Source organism: Rhodococcoides fascians A25f (assembly GCF_000760935.2).
Classification (GTDB): Bacteria; Actinomycetota; Actinomycetes; order Mycobacteriales; family Mycobacteriaceae; genus Rhodococcoides.
In genome coordinates, this window is sequence record NZ_CP049744.1 from 469141 (window position 1) to 485793 (window position 16653).

Here is a 16653-nt window from a genome sequence, read left to right on the forward strand (position 1 = left end):
CAACAATGAGCACGAACCCATTCGACGATCCCGACGGCCGTTACCTGGTGCTGATCAATGACGAGGGCCAGCATTCGCTGTGGCCCTCTTTCGTCGAGGTGCCCGCGGGGTGGAGGATCGTCCTGGAAGAGACCGACCGGGAGTCCGCGGTGGACTACGTCAACACCCACTGGACCGACATGCGGCCGCTCTCCCTCGTCGAAGCTATGGATGCCGAGGCAGCAGGCCGCCGCTGAACGTCACGGCCACAAACCGTGCAAACGGGGTCGGCGTGCATCTCGACGAGCGCAGTCGCTCGCGGCGCGGTGATGCTCTTGGTGGGCACTGGCAGGGGGCTGAACCTGCTTGGGCTGCCGTCCTTTGTGCTTAACAGGCATCCCGCGTCGTGACGGCCGACAATCGCGGAGATTCTGCCATTCTTGGTGATCTCCTACTGCTCCCGGATTGTCCCAAACGCTGCGCGGTGAGTGTGGCGTTTCTGTGCAAATGCGCGATCTCCAAGCCGAAAGATGTCGACTGCGTCGATATTGCCTAAATACACCAAATGTTTACCTTCGGTACACCCGAATAGCACCTCGAGTGGACCTCTTGGCGCGCCCTCGAATTTTGTCACGGTGACTTGGTTCGAGCGGTTGTGAGGAAACAATCCAAATGGTATGTTGCCTCATGACCGTTCTTAGTGACTACAGACTTGCCGGAACGTGAAGACGTTTTGGCTCTGGGGGAGTCAATGCTTCACAAGAATTCCCACGTGCTTGAACCGAAGGTCGATGTGGCACGTCAGCCAACTATGACCTCAAGTTTTGTCCCACGGCAGATTCAACTTTTAGTCAGCAGCGTTGTGGGTCACTCAGAAGTCGGGATCATAACTCTCGACCGTGACTTGAGAATTGTCGCTGGGGATCTGGGGGCATGTCAGGTTATTGGATGTCAGCACCGAGAGCTGAGGGGGCTGCAATTTCCGCGCCGGGTCGAGCCTGATGAACGGGGGCGGATTTCCGCCGGGTTGGTCGAAGCTTTCAATCACGATTCGGTCCCGGCGATCGCTGGACCCGTTGTGCTGGAGGCGCAGCTGCAACATGCGACGCTGCCTAGCACCCCCGCGAGGCTTATCGCTTTCCGTGAAAATCGCTCAGTGCGTGACGCGATGGCGGATCGGCGAGTCTGGCTCAATGTTGTGATCATCAAATCGTCAGCTTCGACAAACCATCGACATCCACGAGACTTGGAACTGAGCGAAATCGCGCTCAGAATCGTCGAGCGAATCGCAGGCGGGAACACAACAGCTGAGATAGCTTCGGATCTCCACCTCAGTAAGCAAGGCGTGGAGTATCACGTCAGCAGTATGTTGAGAAGATTGAAAGTGGCCAACCGACCGGCCTTGATCGCAAAAGCGTATGAACTCAACATCCTAGACCGCTCCGTCTGGCCGCCGCGGTTGCTCTCTGTCCCATGATTATGGTGGGTGCTTAATCGAATGGTATCGAACGCAGTTTCTCTGTTCTTGCGCTCCGACGCGGATCGATGACTAGGTGAAGGCAGGGATAGCAATCAGGCATTGCCTATTGTGTGGGTATCACCCCGGTCGGTTGGCCGGCGAAGGCAAGGTATACGTCTTCGAGAGTTGGTTCCCTGACTTCGAGATCGGTTATCTCGATCGTCAGAACATCGAGTGCGCGGGCGATGTGAACGACGTCGGCGGAACGCTCGATCGGAGCGACGACAGTGAGACCATCCTGGTGGATTACTGCAGCGTGTCCGTTCCGGCGCAGCATGCCTTCCGTAGTAACTGCCTGGTCGGTGTCAGCGACGGTCAACCGCACAGTGCCCTGACCGACATCAGATTTCAGCTTTGTTGCAGTGCCTTCGGCAACAACTCGGCCACCCGCGAGCACGGTGATTTGGTCAGCTAGCCGGTCAGCTTCCTCTAAGTACTGAGTAGTCAACAAGACTGTGGTTCCTTCGTTGACAAGGTGCTCGACCAGGTTCCACATCATCCCACGACTGACCGGATCGAGGCCAGTGGTTGGTTCGTCGAGAAATAGCAGTTCGGGATTTCCGACGAGGCTGGCCGCGAGGTCGAGGCGTCGCCGCATTCCGCCGGAGTAGGTCCGACATTTCCGACGCGATGCGCCGGTGAGCTCGAACAACTCGAGTAGCTCGTCTGCGCGTCGACGGGCGTCCGAACGGCCCGCGCCGAGAAGACGTGCGATGAAGATCAGGTTTTCGCGGCCGCTCAGCTGACCATCGATCGAGGCGTACTGTCCGGTCAGCCCGATGAGGCGACGCACTTTGTGCGCATCTCGTACGACATCGTGTCCGGCGACACGTGCCGAACCGGCGCTCGGTGGCAGCATGGTAGTCAAGAGACGCACCAGAGTAGTTTTTCCAGCGCCGTTGTGCCCGAGCAATCCGAGAACCTGCCCGCGATCGACACTGATGTTCACGCTGTCTAGTACCGTGCGCTCGCCGAAGTCTCGACACAGGCTTTCCGTCTCGATCATCGGTGTGGCCAAAGCACGGCTCCTAAATTGACGAAAGGCCGATTTACGCGGATCGCACTTGCTTTTTCCGTATGCTTGGACTTTCCGCAGCGCGAATCATAATTCTGAAAGACACCGTAGTCGAACCTTCTTCCTGAAGGGTCGACGCTGGTGGCAGTCTAGTGAATACCCCAGTGGCTCAGTGGATGTTGACAAATTCAGGGGTTGATGACCGCGTGAAATCAAAGGTATGCTCTGTTGCGTTCACGATCTTTCGCGGGACCTGCACGTGCGTTCGACGGTGGGAAGTGCATTTACTCATCGCTAGGGCATCTAATCGCAACGCCCAAGGATTGCCTGCATTCTTGCGCAAGGTTCCCCTAGGTAGACCCAATTCGTGGCCGGATGCAGCCTTCGATTTACTGACAATCGAGTCGACAAGTGGCGGAGCTGAAGCAACCGTCCTGCAACAATAAGGAACTGAGCAATGACGACTGATGAATTGTCCGGTGCCCTGAGCCTAACTACCGTGATCCGTGATCATGCTCGCCGCTCGCCGGCGCGACCGGCGGTCGCTCGGGTGGCTGGTTCTTCACGAGCCGGCGATGTCTCCTGGTGGACTTACGGTGACCTCGATGAACATGCTCGTCGGGTAGGTAGTCGTCTGCAACGGCACGGTTCTTCAGGAGAGCGCGTCCTCTTGTTCTACCCGAGCGGACCCGACTTCGTTGCTGCCTTTGTCGGCTGTCTGTACGTGGGGATGGTGGCCGTACCCGCTCCTGTCCCCAGTGGGCAACAGCATGACCTTCGGCGCGTCAAGGCGATCGCGGAGAATTCGGGTGCAACCCTGGTGTTAACCGACGAGGAGAATCTGGCAGCCGTAACACATTGGGCTGCTTCAGTGTTGCCCCATGCGATCGTCACCGCGACTGACCGGCTCGAAGGAGCGCCCGATGACTGCCACGTCATCAGTACGGATCGGGCTCAAATCGCCATGCTGCAGTACACATCTGGCTCCACCGCAGACCCCAAGGGCGTGGTTCTTTCCCACGGAAATCTGCTGTCGAACGCCGCCGCGATCGCGCGGTCGTTAGGCCTGGACGAGAAGACCAGATTCGGCGGTTGGATCCCTAACTACCACGACATGGGTTTGATCGGATTGATCATTCTGCCGCTCCTGCTCGGCGGATGCACCGCGTTGATGCGTCCCGCTTCATTCGTCAAGAGGCCGCATCTCTGGTTGGAAATGATGGATGATCTGGGCATTCACTTGACGGCGGCACCGAACTTCGCATTCGACCTCTGTCGACGGCGCATAACCGACGAACAAATGGACGGAATAGACCTGTCCAATTGGAAGTATGCAATCAACGGGTCCGAGCCAGTCCGGCCAGAAGTGTTGGCCGCGTTCAGCCAGCGGTTTGCCACCGCAGGCTTTCGGGCCGACGCAATGGTGCCTTGCTATGGTCTTGCTGAGACAACGCTGTTCGTCTCAGGCACACCCCACCGGCCGCCAGTAGTCCGCCAGGTTGATGCTGACGAACTGCAGAAACACCGATTCGTTCCAGCGACGAACCCAAGTGCCGCAAGAGAGGTCGTCAGCTGTGGTGCCGTGCACGAATGCGATGTACAGGTTGTCGACCCCGACACTCTGGCAGTGCTCGATGCAGGAAAAATCGGTGAAATTTGTCTGAGCGGCGCTAGTGTGAGTTCCGGATACTGGGATAATCCAGCGGCGAGCGCAGCCACCTTTGGCCTCCGTATCGGTGACAGCGATGAGAAGTTCATGAGGACGGGGGATCTCGGCGTTGTGCACGACGGCGAGGTATACGTAACGGGTCGAATCAAAGAAGTCATAATAATTCGCGGCCGTAACCTCTATCCTCAGGACATCGAACACGAGTTGCGCGCGCACCACCATGAATTGGATGCGGGGGTCGGCGCAGTCTTCTCGGTTCCTGGTGAGGAATCGGTTGTGGTGACACATGAGATCAAAGGATCGCTCGACGAGGACGAGCTCGCTCGAGTCGCCCACGGCGTTCGTCAGACTGTCGTTCGTGAATTCGGCGTTGGAGTTCTGGAAGTCGCTTTGCTCCGTCCTGGAGCGGTGCGTCGGACAACGAGCGGAAAGGTCGAACGTGCCGCGATGCGAGAGCTGTTCGTTCGCCGTGACCTGGAGGCTCTGCACCGTGATCGAGAGACACTCTGAATTCTCCCGGGGTTGGTAACGAGGGCGATGGTGGGTAGATGGCTCGCGTCTTCCCCGTGGGTAAGCCCGATTCTGTGGACTCAAAATCCTGTACTTGCCGAAGGCGAAGCCAGGGAAGTCTCCGCATCTCCGATGCATCAGACGTTGTGCACCGAGTTGGACCGACGCGCTTGTAAGTCACAGGCGGCCTTTGCTGACATCCACCAACCTGTGCAGGTTGTCACCACAGGTTGGTGGACGGCCCACAAGTTCTCCGCTCGACGCGGTGCAGGAAGACCCGCTGCGGCCCGTAATCCCCTCAACGGAGGCTCCGCCCTTCCGGCGTCCCCTCGACCGCACTGACCCGCTCGCTGTGGTGCGTTGGGCATGTTCACATCGATCGATGACCAGCGACGGCGGGAGTCGATTGTGCGTGCTCAATTCATTGCGGTTTTCCGCAATGAAGGTGTACGACTTTCCGCGTACCGAAGGCTCGGCCGGTGCGCTTGGCTAGAGGACATGGACAACAGCATCGATCGGACCACCAGTGAGCAGCCTGCGGTGCGTGTGCGTGCCGCGCGTCGCCGATACGACCTGGGCGACGAGACCGTCAACGCCCTGAACGATCTCAGCGTGGACTTTCACCGCAGAACTTTCACTGCGGTGATGGGCCCATCGGGATCGGGCAAATCGACTCTGTTGCAGTGCGCTGCGGGGCTCGACAGATTGGACGGCGGGGAGACCTTCATAGGCGACGTGGAGGTGGGATCCCTCAGCGAGCAGGCACGGACCCTCCTGCGCCGATCCAAGGTGGGTTTCGTTTTTCAGTCCTACAACCTTATCGATTCGCTGACAGCGATCCAGAATCTCGAGCTGCCTCTGCGGCTTGCCGGACGCAAGCCTGAGCGTTCCAGAATCACCGCAGGACTGACGAGGGTCGGGCTGGGGGATCGGATGCACCATCGGCCGTCTCAGCTATCCGGCGGCCAGCAGCAACGGGTGGCCGTCGCTCGAGCCCTGGTGTCCGAGCCTGAAGTGGTGTTCGCGGACGAGCCCACGGGCGCATTGGACTCTGCCGGCTCGCGGTCAGTCCTGGAGCTACTGCGAAGCGTCGTCGATCACGAGGGCCAGACCGTGGTGATGGTGACCCACGATCCGACCGCGGCTTCGTTCGCCGATCGAGTGCTGTTTCTCCGTGACGGGAAAGTGGTCGACGATCTACAGCACCGCCGGGGCCTCCCGGGCGACAACCGGACCGCCGCCCAGATCGCAGCTCGGATGGCCGAGGTCAGAGCATGATCACCTGGGCATTGGCGTCCTTCCGACGCCGGATCACGGCCGCGCTGGGGGTCCTGCTGGCGGTGTTCGTCGGCGTTCTGATCACCACTGCCACAGCACAAGTCATGGCTGCCGCAGGACCGCAGCCACCCGAGCGGCTACAAGGGGCGTCGTTGGTGGTGGCCGGCGAGCGAGCAACGAATGTGCTGGGACAGGCGGGTGACCGCAGCGCGTGGGGCGGAGACCGGCTCGCCCAACTGACGCAGCAAGTCCGCTCGATCCCGGGTATCGCCGATGTTGTGGCGGACCGCAGCTTCCTTGCGCAGATCGTTACCCCGTCCGGAGCACTGCCGAGTGCTGATCCACAGGTCGCCGGGCATGGGTGGTCGAGCACGTCGCTGGCTCCCTACCGACTGACTTCCGGCGAGCAACCGCAGCAGGCGTCGGAGATCGCGCTCGGGCCCGAGTTCGGTGCCTCCGTTGGCGAACGGGTCACTCTTCGGACCGCACAGGGCGATATCGAGGTGACAGTCGCCGGTACCACCGACGGTCCTGGCGTCTACTTCGACGACGCTACTGCCGCGCAGTTGGCCCCGGCCGCCAGCCTCCTCGGTATCGAGGTCACCGATCAGTCGGCAGAAGCCTCGGTGCAGGCGGTTGCGGCGCAGTTCGGTGGCGAGGTGGTGACGGATCGCAGTGCCTTGCAGGATGACTCGATCGCGAAAAGCCGCTACTTAAGCAGTCAGTTCCTGACGGCGCTGGCGCTGGCGTCGTTGGTTGTGAGTCTCTTCGTCGTCGCGGTCACCTCGAAGTTCGCCGTCGACGAGCGCACTCAGGAGTTCGGTCTCCTTCGCGCAACCGGAGCGTTGCCGAAGCAGTTGCGCCGCGTGGTGCTGCTGGAAGCCGCGCTGCTGGGGACGGTGGGATCGGTCGCGGGAGCTGGCGCCGGGGTGCTGGCGACGGTGCCGTTGGCCGCCATGTTGCGATCGTGGGGGATTTTGCCGGCCGAGCTCAGCGTGACGGTCGACGTGCCCACCGTCTTGGCGACGACCCTGGGCGGTATCGCCATCGCCGTGATCGGAGCGGCCATCTCGGCGGTGAGCGCTTCGCGGGTGAGCCCGCTGGCCGCAATGCGTCCCGAGTCGACTCGTCCACGTAAGGGCCACGGGCGCTTACGAACAATCAGCGGAACCGCATTGGCCGCACTCGTCGTGATCGAGGTGATCGCTGGCCGCACGGTGCCGGGTCTGGACTCGGTGTTGATGGCGATCGTCATCGCTCTCACTGCTGCTATCGCTGCTGCGTGTCTCGCACCGGTACTGGTGCCTAGACTGGCACGAATCTTGCTTTGGCTGCCGTGGCGGATCCGGCCGTCAGCCCCTCTCATGGTTGGCAGCGCCGAGGTCACCACCAACCCGCGCCGGTCTGCCTCGATCGCTGCTCCGGCGATCATCGCGGCCGCTCTCGCCATCCTGACCAGTGGATTCATTCCTACGATGCGAATCGCCTACCCCGCGGAAACCGCAAATCAGATACAGGGCCAGTCGGTGGTGGTGTCCGATGGCGATTACCTCACGGCTGACCAAGTGTCCCAAGCGTTCGACAAGTACGACGTCATCGAGGTCGGGATATCCAGTCGCGCCCGACTTGTCGTTCCGGGATCGACTGTCGCGCTTCCCGTCACGGCACTTCCGAGTGCGGCCGAGCCCTCTGCCTTCGAGGTGCCCCGATATCTGGCCGACGAGAACGGCTGGCAGACAGGCGACTCCGTTGCGCTGGTAATGGCGGATGGGACCGACCTCAACCCGAAGATCACGTCGATCGTGGACGAACCGAGGGGCGAGCATCCTGGTGTGGCCCTGTCCGAAGGCATCATTCGTCTCCATGACCCCTCGGCCGTGGCGGACGAGGTGTTCGTGCAATCGTCATCTGTCCAGACCTCCGTCGAGCCCCCCGCAGGAACCCGCGTCACGGATGCGATCACCTGGTCTTCGACCCGCTACGACAAGGACCTGACTCTGCTCAATCGCTACGTCATGACCTTCATCGCCGTCGCTGTCAGCTACGCCGTACTCGCAGCCACCATCACCATCGCGATGTCCATGCGGCATCGGCAGACCCAAGTGCGCACACTGGCCCGCTCCGGTGCCACCAAACGGCAAATCAGCGGAGTGGTAGTCATAGAGGCTATCATCGCCGGCGCGTGCGGAGTGCTGCTGGGTGCGCTATGTACCCTTGTGCCGCTACACGAGATGGCGGCCGGTCTGTCGAACACCACAGGAAGTCCAGTAGGTGTTCACCTGGACTGGGCACAGGCGCTGCTGGTGCCGTTGGGAATCGCGTGCATGATGGGCGTGACGGCAGCTGTGGTCAGCTTCCGGCGTGGGTCAGCCAGTAATCAGTGACCCAAGCCCGGCCAACCTCGAGTCTGTTGATTGATTGCACCGAAAGGCTCTGCAGTGCAACCGCAATGAGCCACGGTGGATCGAGCCTTGGGGCTGGCCGGGCAAACACCGGGGCACCCCGCTGTAGCGGGGGAACTGGATTGGACGTGCCGAGCAATCGACATCTCAGTGCTGCTGGTGCCCTTACGCCGGCCCATTTGGCCTGCTGCTCGGACGGGCCCGAAGGTCCTGCGCGCTAGCGCATCGCACAGAAGTGTGGCCGATCAACCAGTGCCGATGCACCTGCCTGCTCTGCCCATCAGATGGTTTCAGTCGAGTTAGAAGTAGTGAGTAAAGATGGCCTTTTCCGGTGACACGACGGCAGCCCTGATCTCGGCTGTCGACCTGGTAAACACCGACGGTGAACCAGATACGTTGACTACCACTGACCAGCTCGCCGAGTTCTATCTCGAACACGGTTATATGGGCAGGTTCGACGGTGACATTGCCGAACTGATTGCTGTGCGCAAGATTCGGCCCCTTCTCGGACGGTTGCTACTCAGTGAACGTGACACGGCAGTAGGCATCGTCAACGACATGCTCGCTGCAGCCCCCCTGCAACCACAGCTCGTTCGCCACGGGAACATGGACTGGCATCTACACGCTATCGACGACCAGCAGTCATTCGCTGACCGAATAATGATAGAAACGGCGATGGCAGTGATCGATGTCATTCGCGCTAACGAGATGTCCCGGCTCCACACATGCGGCGTTACCGACTGCGGCGGGATTGTGTTCGATCTATCTCGCAACAGATCTCGAAGATTTTGCAGTTCTGCATGCGGTAATCGCGTAGCGGTAGCGGCGTATCGAACACGCAAAGCGGTCGCGCGGCTCTGACGGTTTGAGATTTAAAAGTCGCGAAGGTTGTTCAATTGCCCGGTTCTTGAGGGCCTCCCGGCTGGCCGGCATCTGTCACTTTCCGATCGGGCCTCCTCCCACGGACAGTGGCGGTGGCGACACAGTTGGTGTCAAAAGTTGCAAGAACGACATTGGAAATTACCGGTAACGCGACGTATCTGACGGTGACCAATTGGCTTTAATCTCATTCCAATGCGCACGCGTGGGATGACGTCGAGGAGAGCCAAGGCGCGCTAGTAGGACTGCCAACCCCGCCGCGAGGAGGACAACACCGGCTTGCTTCAACACCCGACATCTGCGGACAGGTCGAATCACACCAGCTCAATGCCCTCGTGATGAATCAACCCAATGCGCGCGAGCCACAACAAATAGTGGTACAGCGCCTAATCTGAAGACGTGGATACGGAAGCGTTGCGCTCGTTCGTGATTGCCGCCGATTCCGGTCAACTTCAACACACGGCTGCCGAGCTCGGAGTGACGCCGCAGGCTATCTCCAAGCGGGTCGCGTCGCTCGAGCGCCAGCTCGAGGCCCGACTGTTTCAACGCAAAGCCCTCGGCGTCGAGTCGACGCTCGACGGCCAAGCCTTCCTCCCACACGCGCGCAGCATCGTCGCGAATGTCGATCGAGCCGTCGCCGCGATCAGCCCCAGCTCACGAGCACTTCGCGTAGATGTCCTGGGCCTGCGCACCGCACAAGCGGTCGTCCTGCACGAGCACTGGCGCGCACACCCGGACCTCGACCTGGACGTAGTGACGCTGCGGGTCAACGACCCTCACGCATCAGCCGCCGCCGTCGCGGCCGGAGGCATCGACGCCACCTTTCGGACAGTGACCAACTCGGCCACACTGCCGCGGGACGTACACATATCCCACGTGCTCGACTCACCGACGCAACTTCTCGTCGGTCCTCGTCATCCACTGACAAAAGCAAAGACGCTCACACCACGACTGCTAAGAGGACACCGGATCTGGTTGCCGGGCATCGCACCTCGCAGCGAGTGGCAGCTGTTCTACGAAGAACTGGCCGCAGAGTTTGATCTCCACATCGACGCAACAGGACCGCACTTCGGAGACGAAGTACTCCTCGACACCCTCGCCGAATCCACAGAGAAAGCTAACCTCGTCGGCTCACGAGATCGATATATCTGGCCGACGACACACGAACTGCGCCGAATCCCCATCAGCAAGCCAACCCTGGTCTACCTGATCTCACTGATTCAAAGAACGCCGCCGCACACCGAACTCGCCGCGGTCGTCCAGCATTTCATGGCGCTCGAAGCAGCCGCCGAGCCGAGCTGGCGTCCTTCCTGGGCAACACGAGAAGGTCGGCTACTCAAAACGACTGTATAACTCAATATTTAGCATGATCGTTCGATGCCGATAACGAATATTACGTCGAGTAAGCGTCTGAATATGCCGTGCAGCAACATGTTTCGCTAATGCGCTGGCGCCGAAACCAGTCGGAAATTCCAATGTAGCGAGTTCGACGAACAGGCTAATGCGCCCGGACTGCCGGCGTTCGCCGCCGTAGGACAGTTGGTTGGAGCGAGCTCTGACGGACACCACTGCAGCTGGAATGCCTATGGGCCAGGGTTGTACGAGGTCCACCCTTCGCCCAGACCTGATTCCTCTTCGGGGTCGGTCGCAAGGAATCCGTCGTCGACGGTGTTGGAATCGGGTCGCGAGTCCTCGATAAGGTCACGTGCGGTCCGTGATTCGTCACCGTCGATGGTCGGTTCTTCCCGGGCGGGGTCGTAGTCGTCGTCCGTATGGTCGTCGATGGGCGGGCCGTCTGGTCGACTACTTAGATCGCTCACGGTTCTGATCTCCTGTTCGGTTCTTGAGACTGGAGTAGTCGAATCGCGAATAATCGTCGATTCCGGTTCGACCAGAATGGGTACGACCGATTTTGGCAGGACCGAACTGGCGATGCGAGATTGCCCGCCGTGCCGCAGCTCCGCGGGAAGCGCCGCCTCGAACGCCGTCAGGCGTGACCGACTGGGAATTGTTCTTCGCTCGGCGCGCCCTGGCAACGCTCAAATCCAAGCTGGGACAGGAGCGCTTGTTGGAACTGCTCGCGTCCGACATCCAGTCGACGGGCGACAAGCTTGCTTCGTGGACCGCGGCGTCCAACGGCGCATGGCACGGCGCGCAGACCGAACTCCATGTGACAGGAATCAGCGCCGCAGAATTCCTGGCGTACTTCCGCTCACCGTCCACTACCGAGGCCCAGAAACGTGCAGCTCATCCCGAGCATTTCGTCATGGCAACAATCGAGGGTGGTTATCAGGTGGTCGAAAACATCGGACCGCACATTTCAGACTCCCGGGTCATGTGGACCGACGAGGCTCACGCAGTCGTAGCCCCCGACCCGAACTATCAGCACCGCGTCGTTGCCGAAATTCGACGGCCGACGGCACCATCGTCGCACACGCGCTGCACCAATTGAGGCACACCGCAGATGGATTCGACGCTCGGCTGGGAATCTACTTCCCAGACGCCGCACCGGAGGAATTGATCGAAGGACACCGTATGCATCTGGCGGTCGAGTTCACCAATTGGATCGTCGATGCCGCGGCACAACTCGGTCGCAGCAACAACAACTCGCCCGTACCGATCGTCGTGACCGGCGAGGAGCGATACCCGCACTGATCCACACGCCGGGCGCATCCGGGGACGCGATTCTGTGCGCGACTACCGAGCGATCAACCGGTCCGCACCACCAGCGCGAAGGGCCCGATATCGGTGACGGTGAAGCGTGGATCCTCGAACAGTGACTCGGGGAAGGTGAGGGTGTAGCGACGCACGTTGGGGTCGTTGGGGTAGACGTCCTCGGCCAGGCGCAGTGTGTAGCCGTCGGCGCCGCGTCGGAACAGGAAGGCGTCCGGCGCGCGCCACTGGCTGGTGTTCAACGCCTCGATCAATTGGTCGGGTGTTTCGAGCTCGGTCCACCGCTCGATGGCGTCGGCTCGCTGATCGAACTGCGCCAGCGGGTTGGCGTAGTGCGAGGTCAGTCCTTGGAAGCCGAAGTACGGGTAGTAGCTGAGGAACGAGGTGTCCGCGGTCAGCACGACCGTCTCGTCGCGTGGGCGCTGAGTCTGCTCGGTGATGGCGTCGTCGACCTCGCGGTAGTACGAGACCGCGCTCGGTGGGCGCATGTCGGCGCGGTTGCCGTCACCGTCGGTGTCGGAGTACGCGACGGTGATCTCGCTCTGCAGTACCTGGGGGATGTTCTGCGCGAAGGCCATGGCACCGATGATCGCCACGACGACGGCCGCGATACGGAACTTGGGCGGTTCGTTGATGGCCTGGTAGATCGCGTGACTACCTTCGAGAAAGCCGAAAACGCCTGCGCTGCCGAGTAATACGATCAAGACCGCTTCGAGCCGGAAGGAAAGTAACGTGGTGCCTGCGGCCGTGGCAGCCATGGACAGCAGCGTCCACAGGTAGATCGAGACGACGCCGACTCCGAGTGCCTGCGCTCGACGCGAGGAGGAGAAGCGCACTGCCAGCCACACCGTGCCGATCAGGCACAGCGCACCCGACATGGAGAACTCGAACATCGGGAAGGGAAGTGTTGCACCGGCTTCGGGTAGATAGTGCAGCGCCGTGCCCGATGTGGACGGTGCTCCGCGCAGGAAGTCGATGAGATACGGCAGCCACACCGTCGCGGCGATGACGCCGGAGATGGCGGCGATCGAGGCGACCTTGATCGCGATGGGCACCAGTACGTTCCAGGTCTTGCGCTCGCGATAGGCGAGAACAGCGGCGAACAGCGCCATGAGTACGACGGTGAATGCGGCCAGGCCCAGGTACAGGGTGTAGAACGTCGCAGCCAGTCCGAGGAAGAGGCCGGTGCCTGCCGCCGCTCCCCACCCGCCGGCCGCTTTTCTGTGCAACGCACCCCATGCCAGCACAAGTGCGGGGGCGAACAGCAGCACGATGACGGCGCTGTAGGCCTCGGGGGAGGCGTAGGCGACGACGAGCGCAGTGGTGACGGCACTGACGGCGACCGCCCAGTCGCTGCGAATCAGGGCCTTCCACAACACGAATGCGACCACCGATGTGACGGCGAGCAGCCCGATTGCGTAGGGCTTGAATACTTCCCACCCGTCCATGCCCAACACGTTGCCGACGCGTCCGCCGAGCCAGAACCAACCGGCGGGGTAGAACGGCGGGATGTCGGTGTACGTCATGTCGCGCAACGACGCCGAATCGGTCAGGCGCGTCAGATATTCGGTGCGGAACTCCTGGTCGACCGAGATACCGAACAGGTACAGCTTGGTTGCCGCCAAGGGCATGCCGAGGGTGACGGTGACGAAGCCGGACAGGCCGACCCACGCCGAGAGTCGAGCGATCCACGGCCACTTATGGATTCGGTACAGGTAGATCGACGTGGCGAACAGCGCCGCAGCTACTACCTGGCCAAGGGTCGTCAGAGCGCGAGTGACGTTGGACGAGTTGAACGCCGGCCACTGAACCAGTGAGAAGGCGTACAACCCGACCGTAGCCACGACGACTGCGACGAGGATTCCGGCAACTATTTCTCCGACGGCAGAAGCAGTTCTGCGCGCCGGCGCAACCCCGACAGTCATGCAGTTAGATGGGCAGCTTGCGGAAGATCGGCCGCGGTACGTGCCGCAGCACCATCATCACCAGACGCCAGGGAGCAGGCGTCCAGATGAGGGGAGTGCCCTTGCGCGAGGCGTTCACCGCGAGCTTCGCGATGACCTCCTTGTCGACGGTCATCGGCGCTTCCTTGACGTGCGCGCTGAACTTGGTGCGCACCATGCCCGGACGAACGACGGTGACCCGAGGTCCGAACTCGCGCAACGCTTCTCCGAGCCCGAGGTAGAACCCGTCGAGGCCGGCCTTGGTGGAGCCGTAGACGAAGTTGGAGCGACGAACCCGCTCGCCTGCCACCGAGGACATGACGATGATGCGGCCGTACGCCTGGGCCTTCATCTTCTCGCCCAGCAGCACACCGACCGACACCGAAGCGGTGTAGTTGATGTTCGCGGCGAGGACGGCCTTGCGCTGGTCCTGCCAGAGCTGCTCGGCATCGAAGTCGACGGCGAAGGCGACGATGGCGACATCGACGTCACCCTTGGCCCAGGCGGCGTCGATGACCTTCGGGTGCGATGCGGTGTCGAGTGCATCGAAGTCGATGACATCGACGGACTTCGCGCCCTTGGCGGTCAGTTGTGCAACGGCGCTCTCGCGCAGCGGGTCGTTCGGCAGCGCGGCGAGGATGACACGTGCCGGAGACTTCGACAGGTACTCCTCGGTGATCGCGAGACCGATCTCGCTGGTGCCACCCAGAACGAGAATCGTCTGGGGGTTACCTACGGCGTCTATCGTCACAGCAGTTCCAGCCTTCTAGCCATATCGGAGGCGAAAACGCCTGTGGGGTCTACGGATCGACGGACCTTGATCCACTCGTCGATCCGCGGGTACATCGAATGGAACGTCTCGGCGTCGGTGCGCGAATCTTTCGCGGTGTACAGACGGCCACCGAATTCGAGCACGCGCTTGTCGAGCTCGCGCACCATCTCGTTCAGGCCCGCCTTGATCGGGAAGTCCATCGCGACGTTCCAGCCGGCCATCGGAAAGCTCAGTGGCGCTTTGTTTCCCGGGCCGAACAGCTTGAAGACGTTGAGTGCCGAGTACTGACCGGAGCGCTGAATGAACCGGATGATGTCCTTGAACTCTTCGAGGGCCTCGGTCGGAACGAGGAACTGGTACTGCAGGAATCCCTTGGGCCCGTAGCCTCGGTTCCACTCACCGACGAGATCCAGTGGGTGGTAGAACTGCGTGAGGTTCTGCACCTTGCCGGTGTAGTTCCCGCCCATGCGGTAGTAGGCCTCGCCGATCATGCTCATCGACAGCTTGTTCAAACCACTGATCGGGAAGATGTCCGGCACCGTCAACAGCTGGGGTGCGTCGAACTTCAGTGGATCCTTCTGCAGTTTCGCGGGCAGTTCGTCGAACTTGGCCAGCGATCCGCGAGTGATCGTTGCGCGCCCGAGCTTGGGCGGTGCGCTCATGACGTCGAACCAGGCGCTCGAGTACGTGTAGTTGTCCTCGGTGCCGTCCTGGTGAGCGGCGACTGTCTCGTCGAGACTCTCGGTGCGGATGCCGTCGTTGATGAAGTACGCCGTTTCCGTCGGCGTCATCTCGATGGTCGCGCGCAGGATGATGCCGGTCAGGCCGTTGCCGCCGACCGTTGCCCAGAACAGCTTGGCGTTCTTTCCCGACGGCGTCAGGTGGCGGATCTGACCGTCTGCGGTGAGCAGTTCCATCGAGCGGACGTGGTTGCCGAAGCTACCCGCGCTGTGATGGTTCTTGCCGTGGATGTCGCAGCCGATGGCCCCACCGATGGTGACCTGACGCGTACCGGGCAGCACCGGGACCCACAGACCGAACGGAAGCGCGGCGCGCATCAGCTGGTCGAGACTCACGCCGCCGTCCAGATCGACGATCCGCGTCGCGGTGTCGATGCTGTAGATGCGGTTGAGTGCCGTCATGTCGATGACGAGCCCGCCGGAGTTCTGCGCGTTGTCTCCGTAGGAGCGGCCGAGGCCACGTGGAATGACGCCTCGTCGCAGGTACGAGGGCTTGGAGTCGTTCTGCTCGGCGACCTGCTTGACCGCGTTCGCGATGAGCTCGGGGTCGGAGGTGGCGAGCACCTCTCCGGTCGATCGCGCGGTGCGGCCGAATCCGGAGATCGTGCGGGTCTGCGTGGGTAGCGGCGCAGTGTTCCCGGCCTGTGGTTCCAGGGGGAAGAGTGCGTCGTCGGCTGTCGTGGACATCGCTCAAGAGGGTACCCGCACCGCGGCAGCGGCTAGTGTCAGTCCTCGTGTCCACCCCTGATCGCTCCATCGAAGACGGCTCCGGGAACGACGACTGGTCGCCCGAGGACGAAGAGCTGCAGCATCACGTTCCGCTACCCGTCGAGCTGCCGCTCACCGAGAACATCGCCGACGCCGCCCTCGACTTCAAGACGCAGGTGCTGCGTTTCTTGGCGACGGGTGTGCTGTCGGCCATCGTCGACCAGGGCGTCAACCTGATCCTGCATTTCGTGTTCGGGGTCGGGGTGACGCTGGCCAAGGCCATCGGCTTCGTGCTCGGAACGACGACGGCCTACCTGATCAATCGTCGCTGGACCTTCAATGCGGCTCCGTCACGGGCCCGGTTCTTCGCCGTCGTCGCGCTGTACGGAGTTACCTTCGCCGTCCAGGTGGGCATCTACACCCGGCTCTACCAGGCTCTTCCGGACGGCTTCTGGTACGCGAACGTTGCCTTCGTCATCGCGCAGGGCACGGCGACGGTCATCAACTTCCTTGTTCAGCGATTCGTGATCTTCAAGATTCGCTAGCTCACCCTCGTGCGCGTTTTG

The 16653-nt window shown here is 61.5% G+C and carries 14 protein-coding genes; 9 read left to right on the forward strand and 5 right to left on the reverse strand.

Annotated elements, in window-relative coordinates; genetic code table 11:
- Positions 1 to 5: 5 nt before the first annotated feature.
- Together BH93_RS02100 and BH93_RS27780 are read left to right on the forward strand one after the other, a co-directional pair.
- Entirely contained in the window at positions 6 to 236 is a 231-nt protein-coding gene (locus BH93_RS02100) for an MbtH family protein (RefSeq protein ID WP_037174787.1), read from the forward strand.
- Positions 237 to 751: 515 nt separating this feature from the next.
- Complete coding sequence (locus BH93_RS27780) at positions 752 to 1456, forward strand: helix-turn-helix transcriptional regulator (RefSeq protein ID WP_197914536.1); 705 nt, start codon at positions 752 to 754, stop codon at positions 1454 to 1456.
- Between the two features lie 106 nt (positions 1457 to 1562).
- Here BH93_RS27780 and BH93_RS02110 read toward each other — a convergent pair whose 3' ends face one another.
- Positions 1563 to 2516 carry an ATP-binding cassette domain-containing protein gene (locus BH93_RS02110; protein ID WP_242459098.1) on the reverse strand — a complete coding sequence of 318 codons (954 nt, stop codon included), beginning with the start codon at positions 2514 to 2516 and terminating at the stop codon, positions 1563 to 1565.
- Positions 2517 to 2970: 454 nt separating this feature from the next.
- Between BH93_RS02110 and BH93_RS02115 the strand changes: the two genes are divergently transcribed.
- The 5 genes from BH93_RS02115 (at position 2971) to BH93_RS02135 (ending at position 10604) form a co-directional block, all read left to right on the forward strand.
- Positions 2971 to 4692, forward strand: a complete 1722-nt coding sequence (locus BH93_RS02115) for a fatty acyl-AMP ligase (RefSeq protein WP_037174783.1) — start codon at positions 2971 to 2973, stop codon at positions 4690 to 4692.
- A 498-nt stretch (positions 4693 to 5190) separates the two neighbouring features.
- Positions 5191 to 5970: an ABC transporter ATP-binding protein gene (locus BH93_RS02120; protein ID WP_052065241.1), complete on the forward strand. Its 780-nt coding sequence runs from the start codon at positions 5191 to 5193 to the stop codon at positions 5968 to 5970.
- Positions 5967 to 8354 (forward strand): ABC transporter permease, encoded by a 2388-nt coding sequence (locus tag BH93_RS02125; protein ID WP_037174781.1) that lies wholly within the window; start codon positions 5967 to 5969, stop codon positions 8352 to 8354. Before BH93_RS02120 ends, BH93_RS02125 begins: the two co-directional genes overlap by 4 nt.
- A gap of 336 nt (positions 8355 to 8690) precedes the next feature.
- A complete protein-coding gene (locus tag BH93_RS02130; RefSeq protein ID WP_037174780.1) occupies positions 8691 to 9233 on the forward strand; it encodes a CGNR zinc finger domain-containing protein in 543 nt (180 codons plus the stop codon).
- A gap of 417 nt (positions 9234 to 9650) precedes the next feature.
- Entirely contained in the window at positions 9651 to 10604 is a 954-nt protein-coding gene (locus BH93_RS02135; RefSeq protein ID WP_037174779.1) for a LysR family transcriptional regulator, read from the forward strand.
- Between the two features lie 230 nt (positions 10605 to 10834).
- On the opposite strand, the gene BH93_RS02140 is transcribed toward BH93_RS02135, so the two are convergent.
- Entirely contained in the window at positions 10835 to 11071 is a 237-nt protein-coding gene (locus tag BH93_RS02140; RefSeq protein ID WP_052065240.1) for a hypothetical protein, read from the reverse strand.
- Between the two features lie 173 nt (positions 11072 to 11244).
- Here BH93_RS02140 and BH93_RS02145 point away from each other — a divergent pair, with 173 nt between their 5' ends.
- A complete protein-coding gene (locus BH93_RS02145; RefSeq protein ID WP_052065239.1) occupies positions 11245 to 11703 on the forward strand; it encodes a hypothetical protein in 459 nt (152 codons plus the stop codon).
- A 256-nt stretch (positions 11704 to 11959) separates the two neighbouring features.
- On the opposite strand, the gene BH93_RS02150 is transcribed toward BH93_RS02145, so the two are convergent.
- From BH93_RS02150 to BH93_RS02160, 3 genes are read right to left on the reverse strand one after another with little or no spacing between them, the layout of a single operon-like run.
- Positions 11960 to 13849: a galactan 5-O-arabinofuranosyltransferase gene (locus BH93_RS02150; RefSeq protein WP_052065237.1), complete on the reverse strand. Its 1890-nt coding sequence runs from the start codon at positions 13847 to 13849 to the stop codon at positions 11960 to 11962.
- Positions 13850 to 13853: 4 nt separating this feature from the next.
- Positions 13854 to 14618 (reverse strand): decaprenylphospho-beta-D-erythro-pentofuranosid-2-ulose 2-reductase, encoded by a 765-nt coding sequence (locus BH93_RS02155; protein ID WP_032381093.1) that lies wholly within the window; start codon positions 14616 to 14618, stop codon positions 13854 to 13856.
- Positions 14615 to 16066 carry an FAD-binding oxidoreductase gene (locus BH93_RS02160; protein WP_032405385.1) on the reverse strand — a complete coding sequence of 484 codons (1452 nt, stop codon included), beginning with the start codon at positions 16064 to 16066 and terminating at the stop codon, positions 14615 to 14617. Before BH93_RS02160 ends, BH93_RS02155 begins: the two co-directional genes overlap by 4 nt.
- A gap of 47 nt (positions 16067 to 16113) precedes the next feature.
- Between BH93_RS02160 and BH93_RS02165 the strand changes: the two genes are divergently transcribed.
- Positions 16114 to 16632 (forward strand): GtrA family protein, encoded by a 519-nt coding sequence (locus BH93_RS02165; RefSeq protein WP_080739128.1) that lies wholly within the window; start codon positions 16114 to 16116, stop codon positions 16630 to 16632.
- The last annotated feature ends 21 nt before the right edge of the window (positions 16633 to 16653 follow it).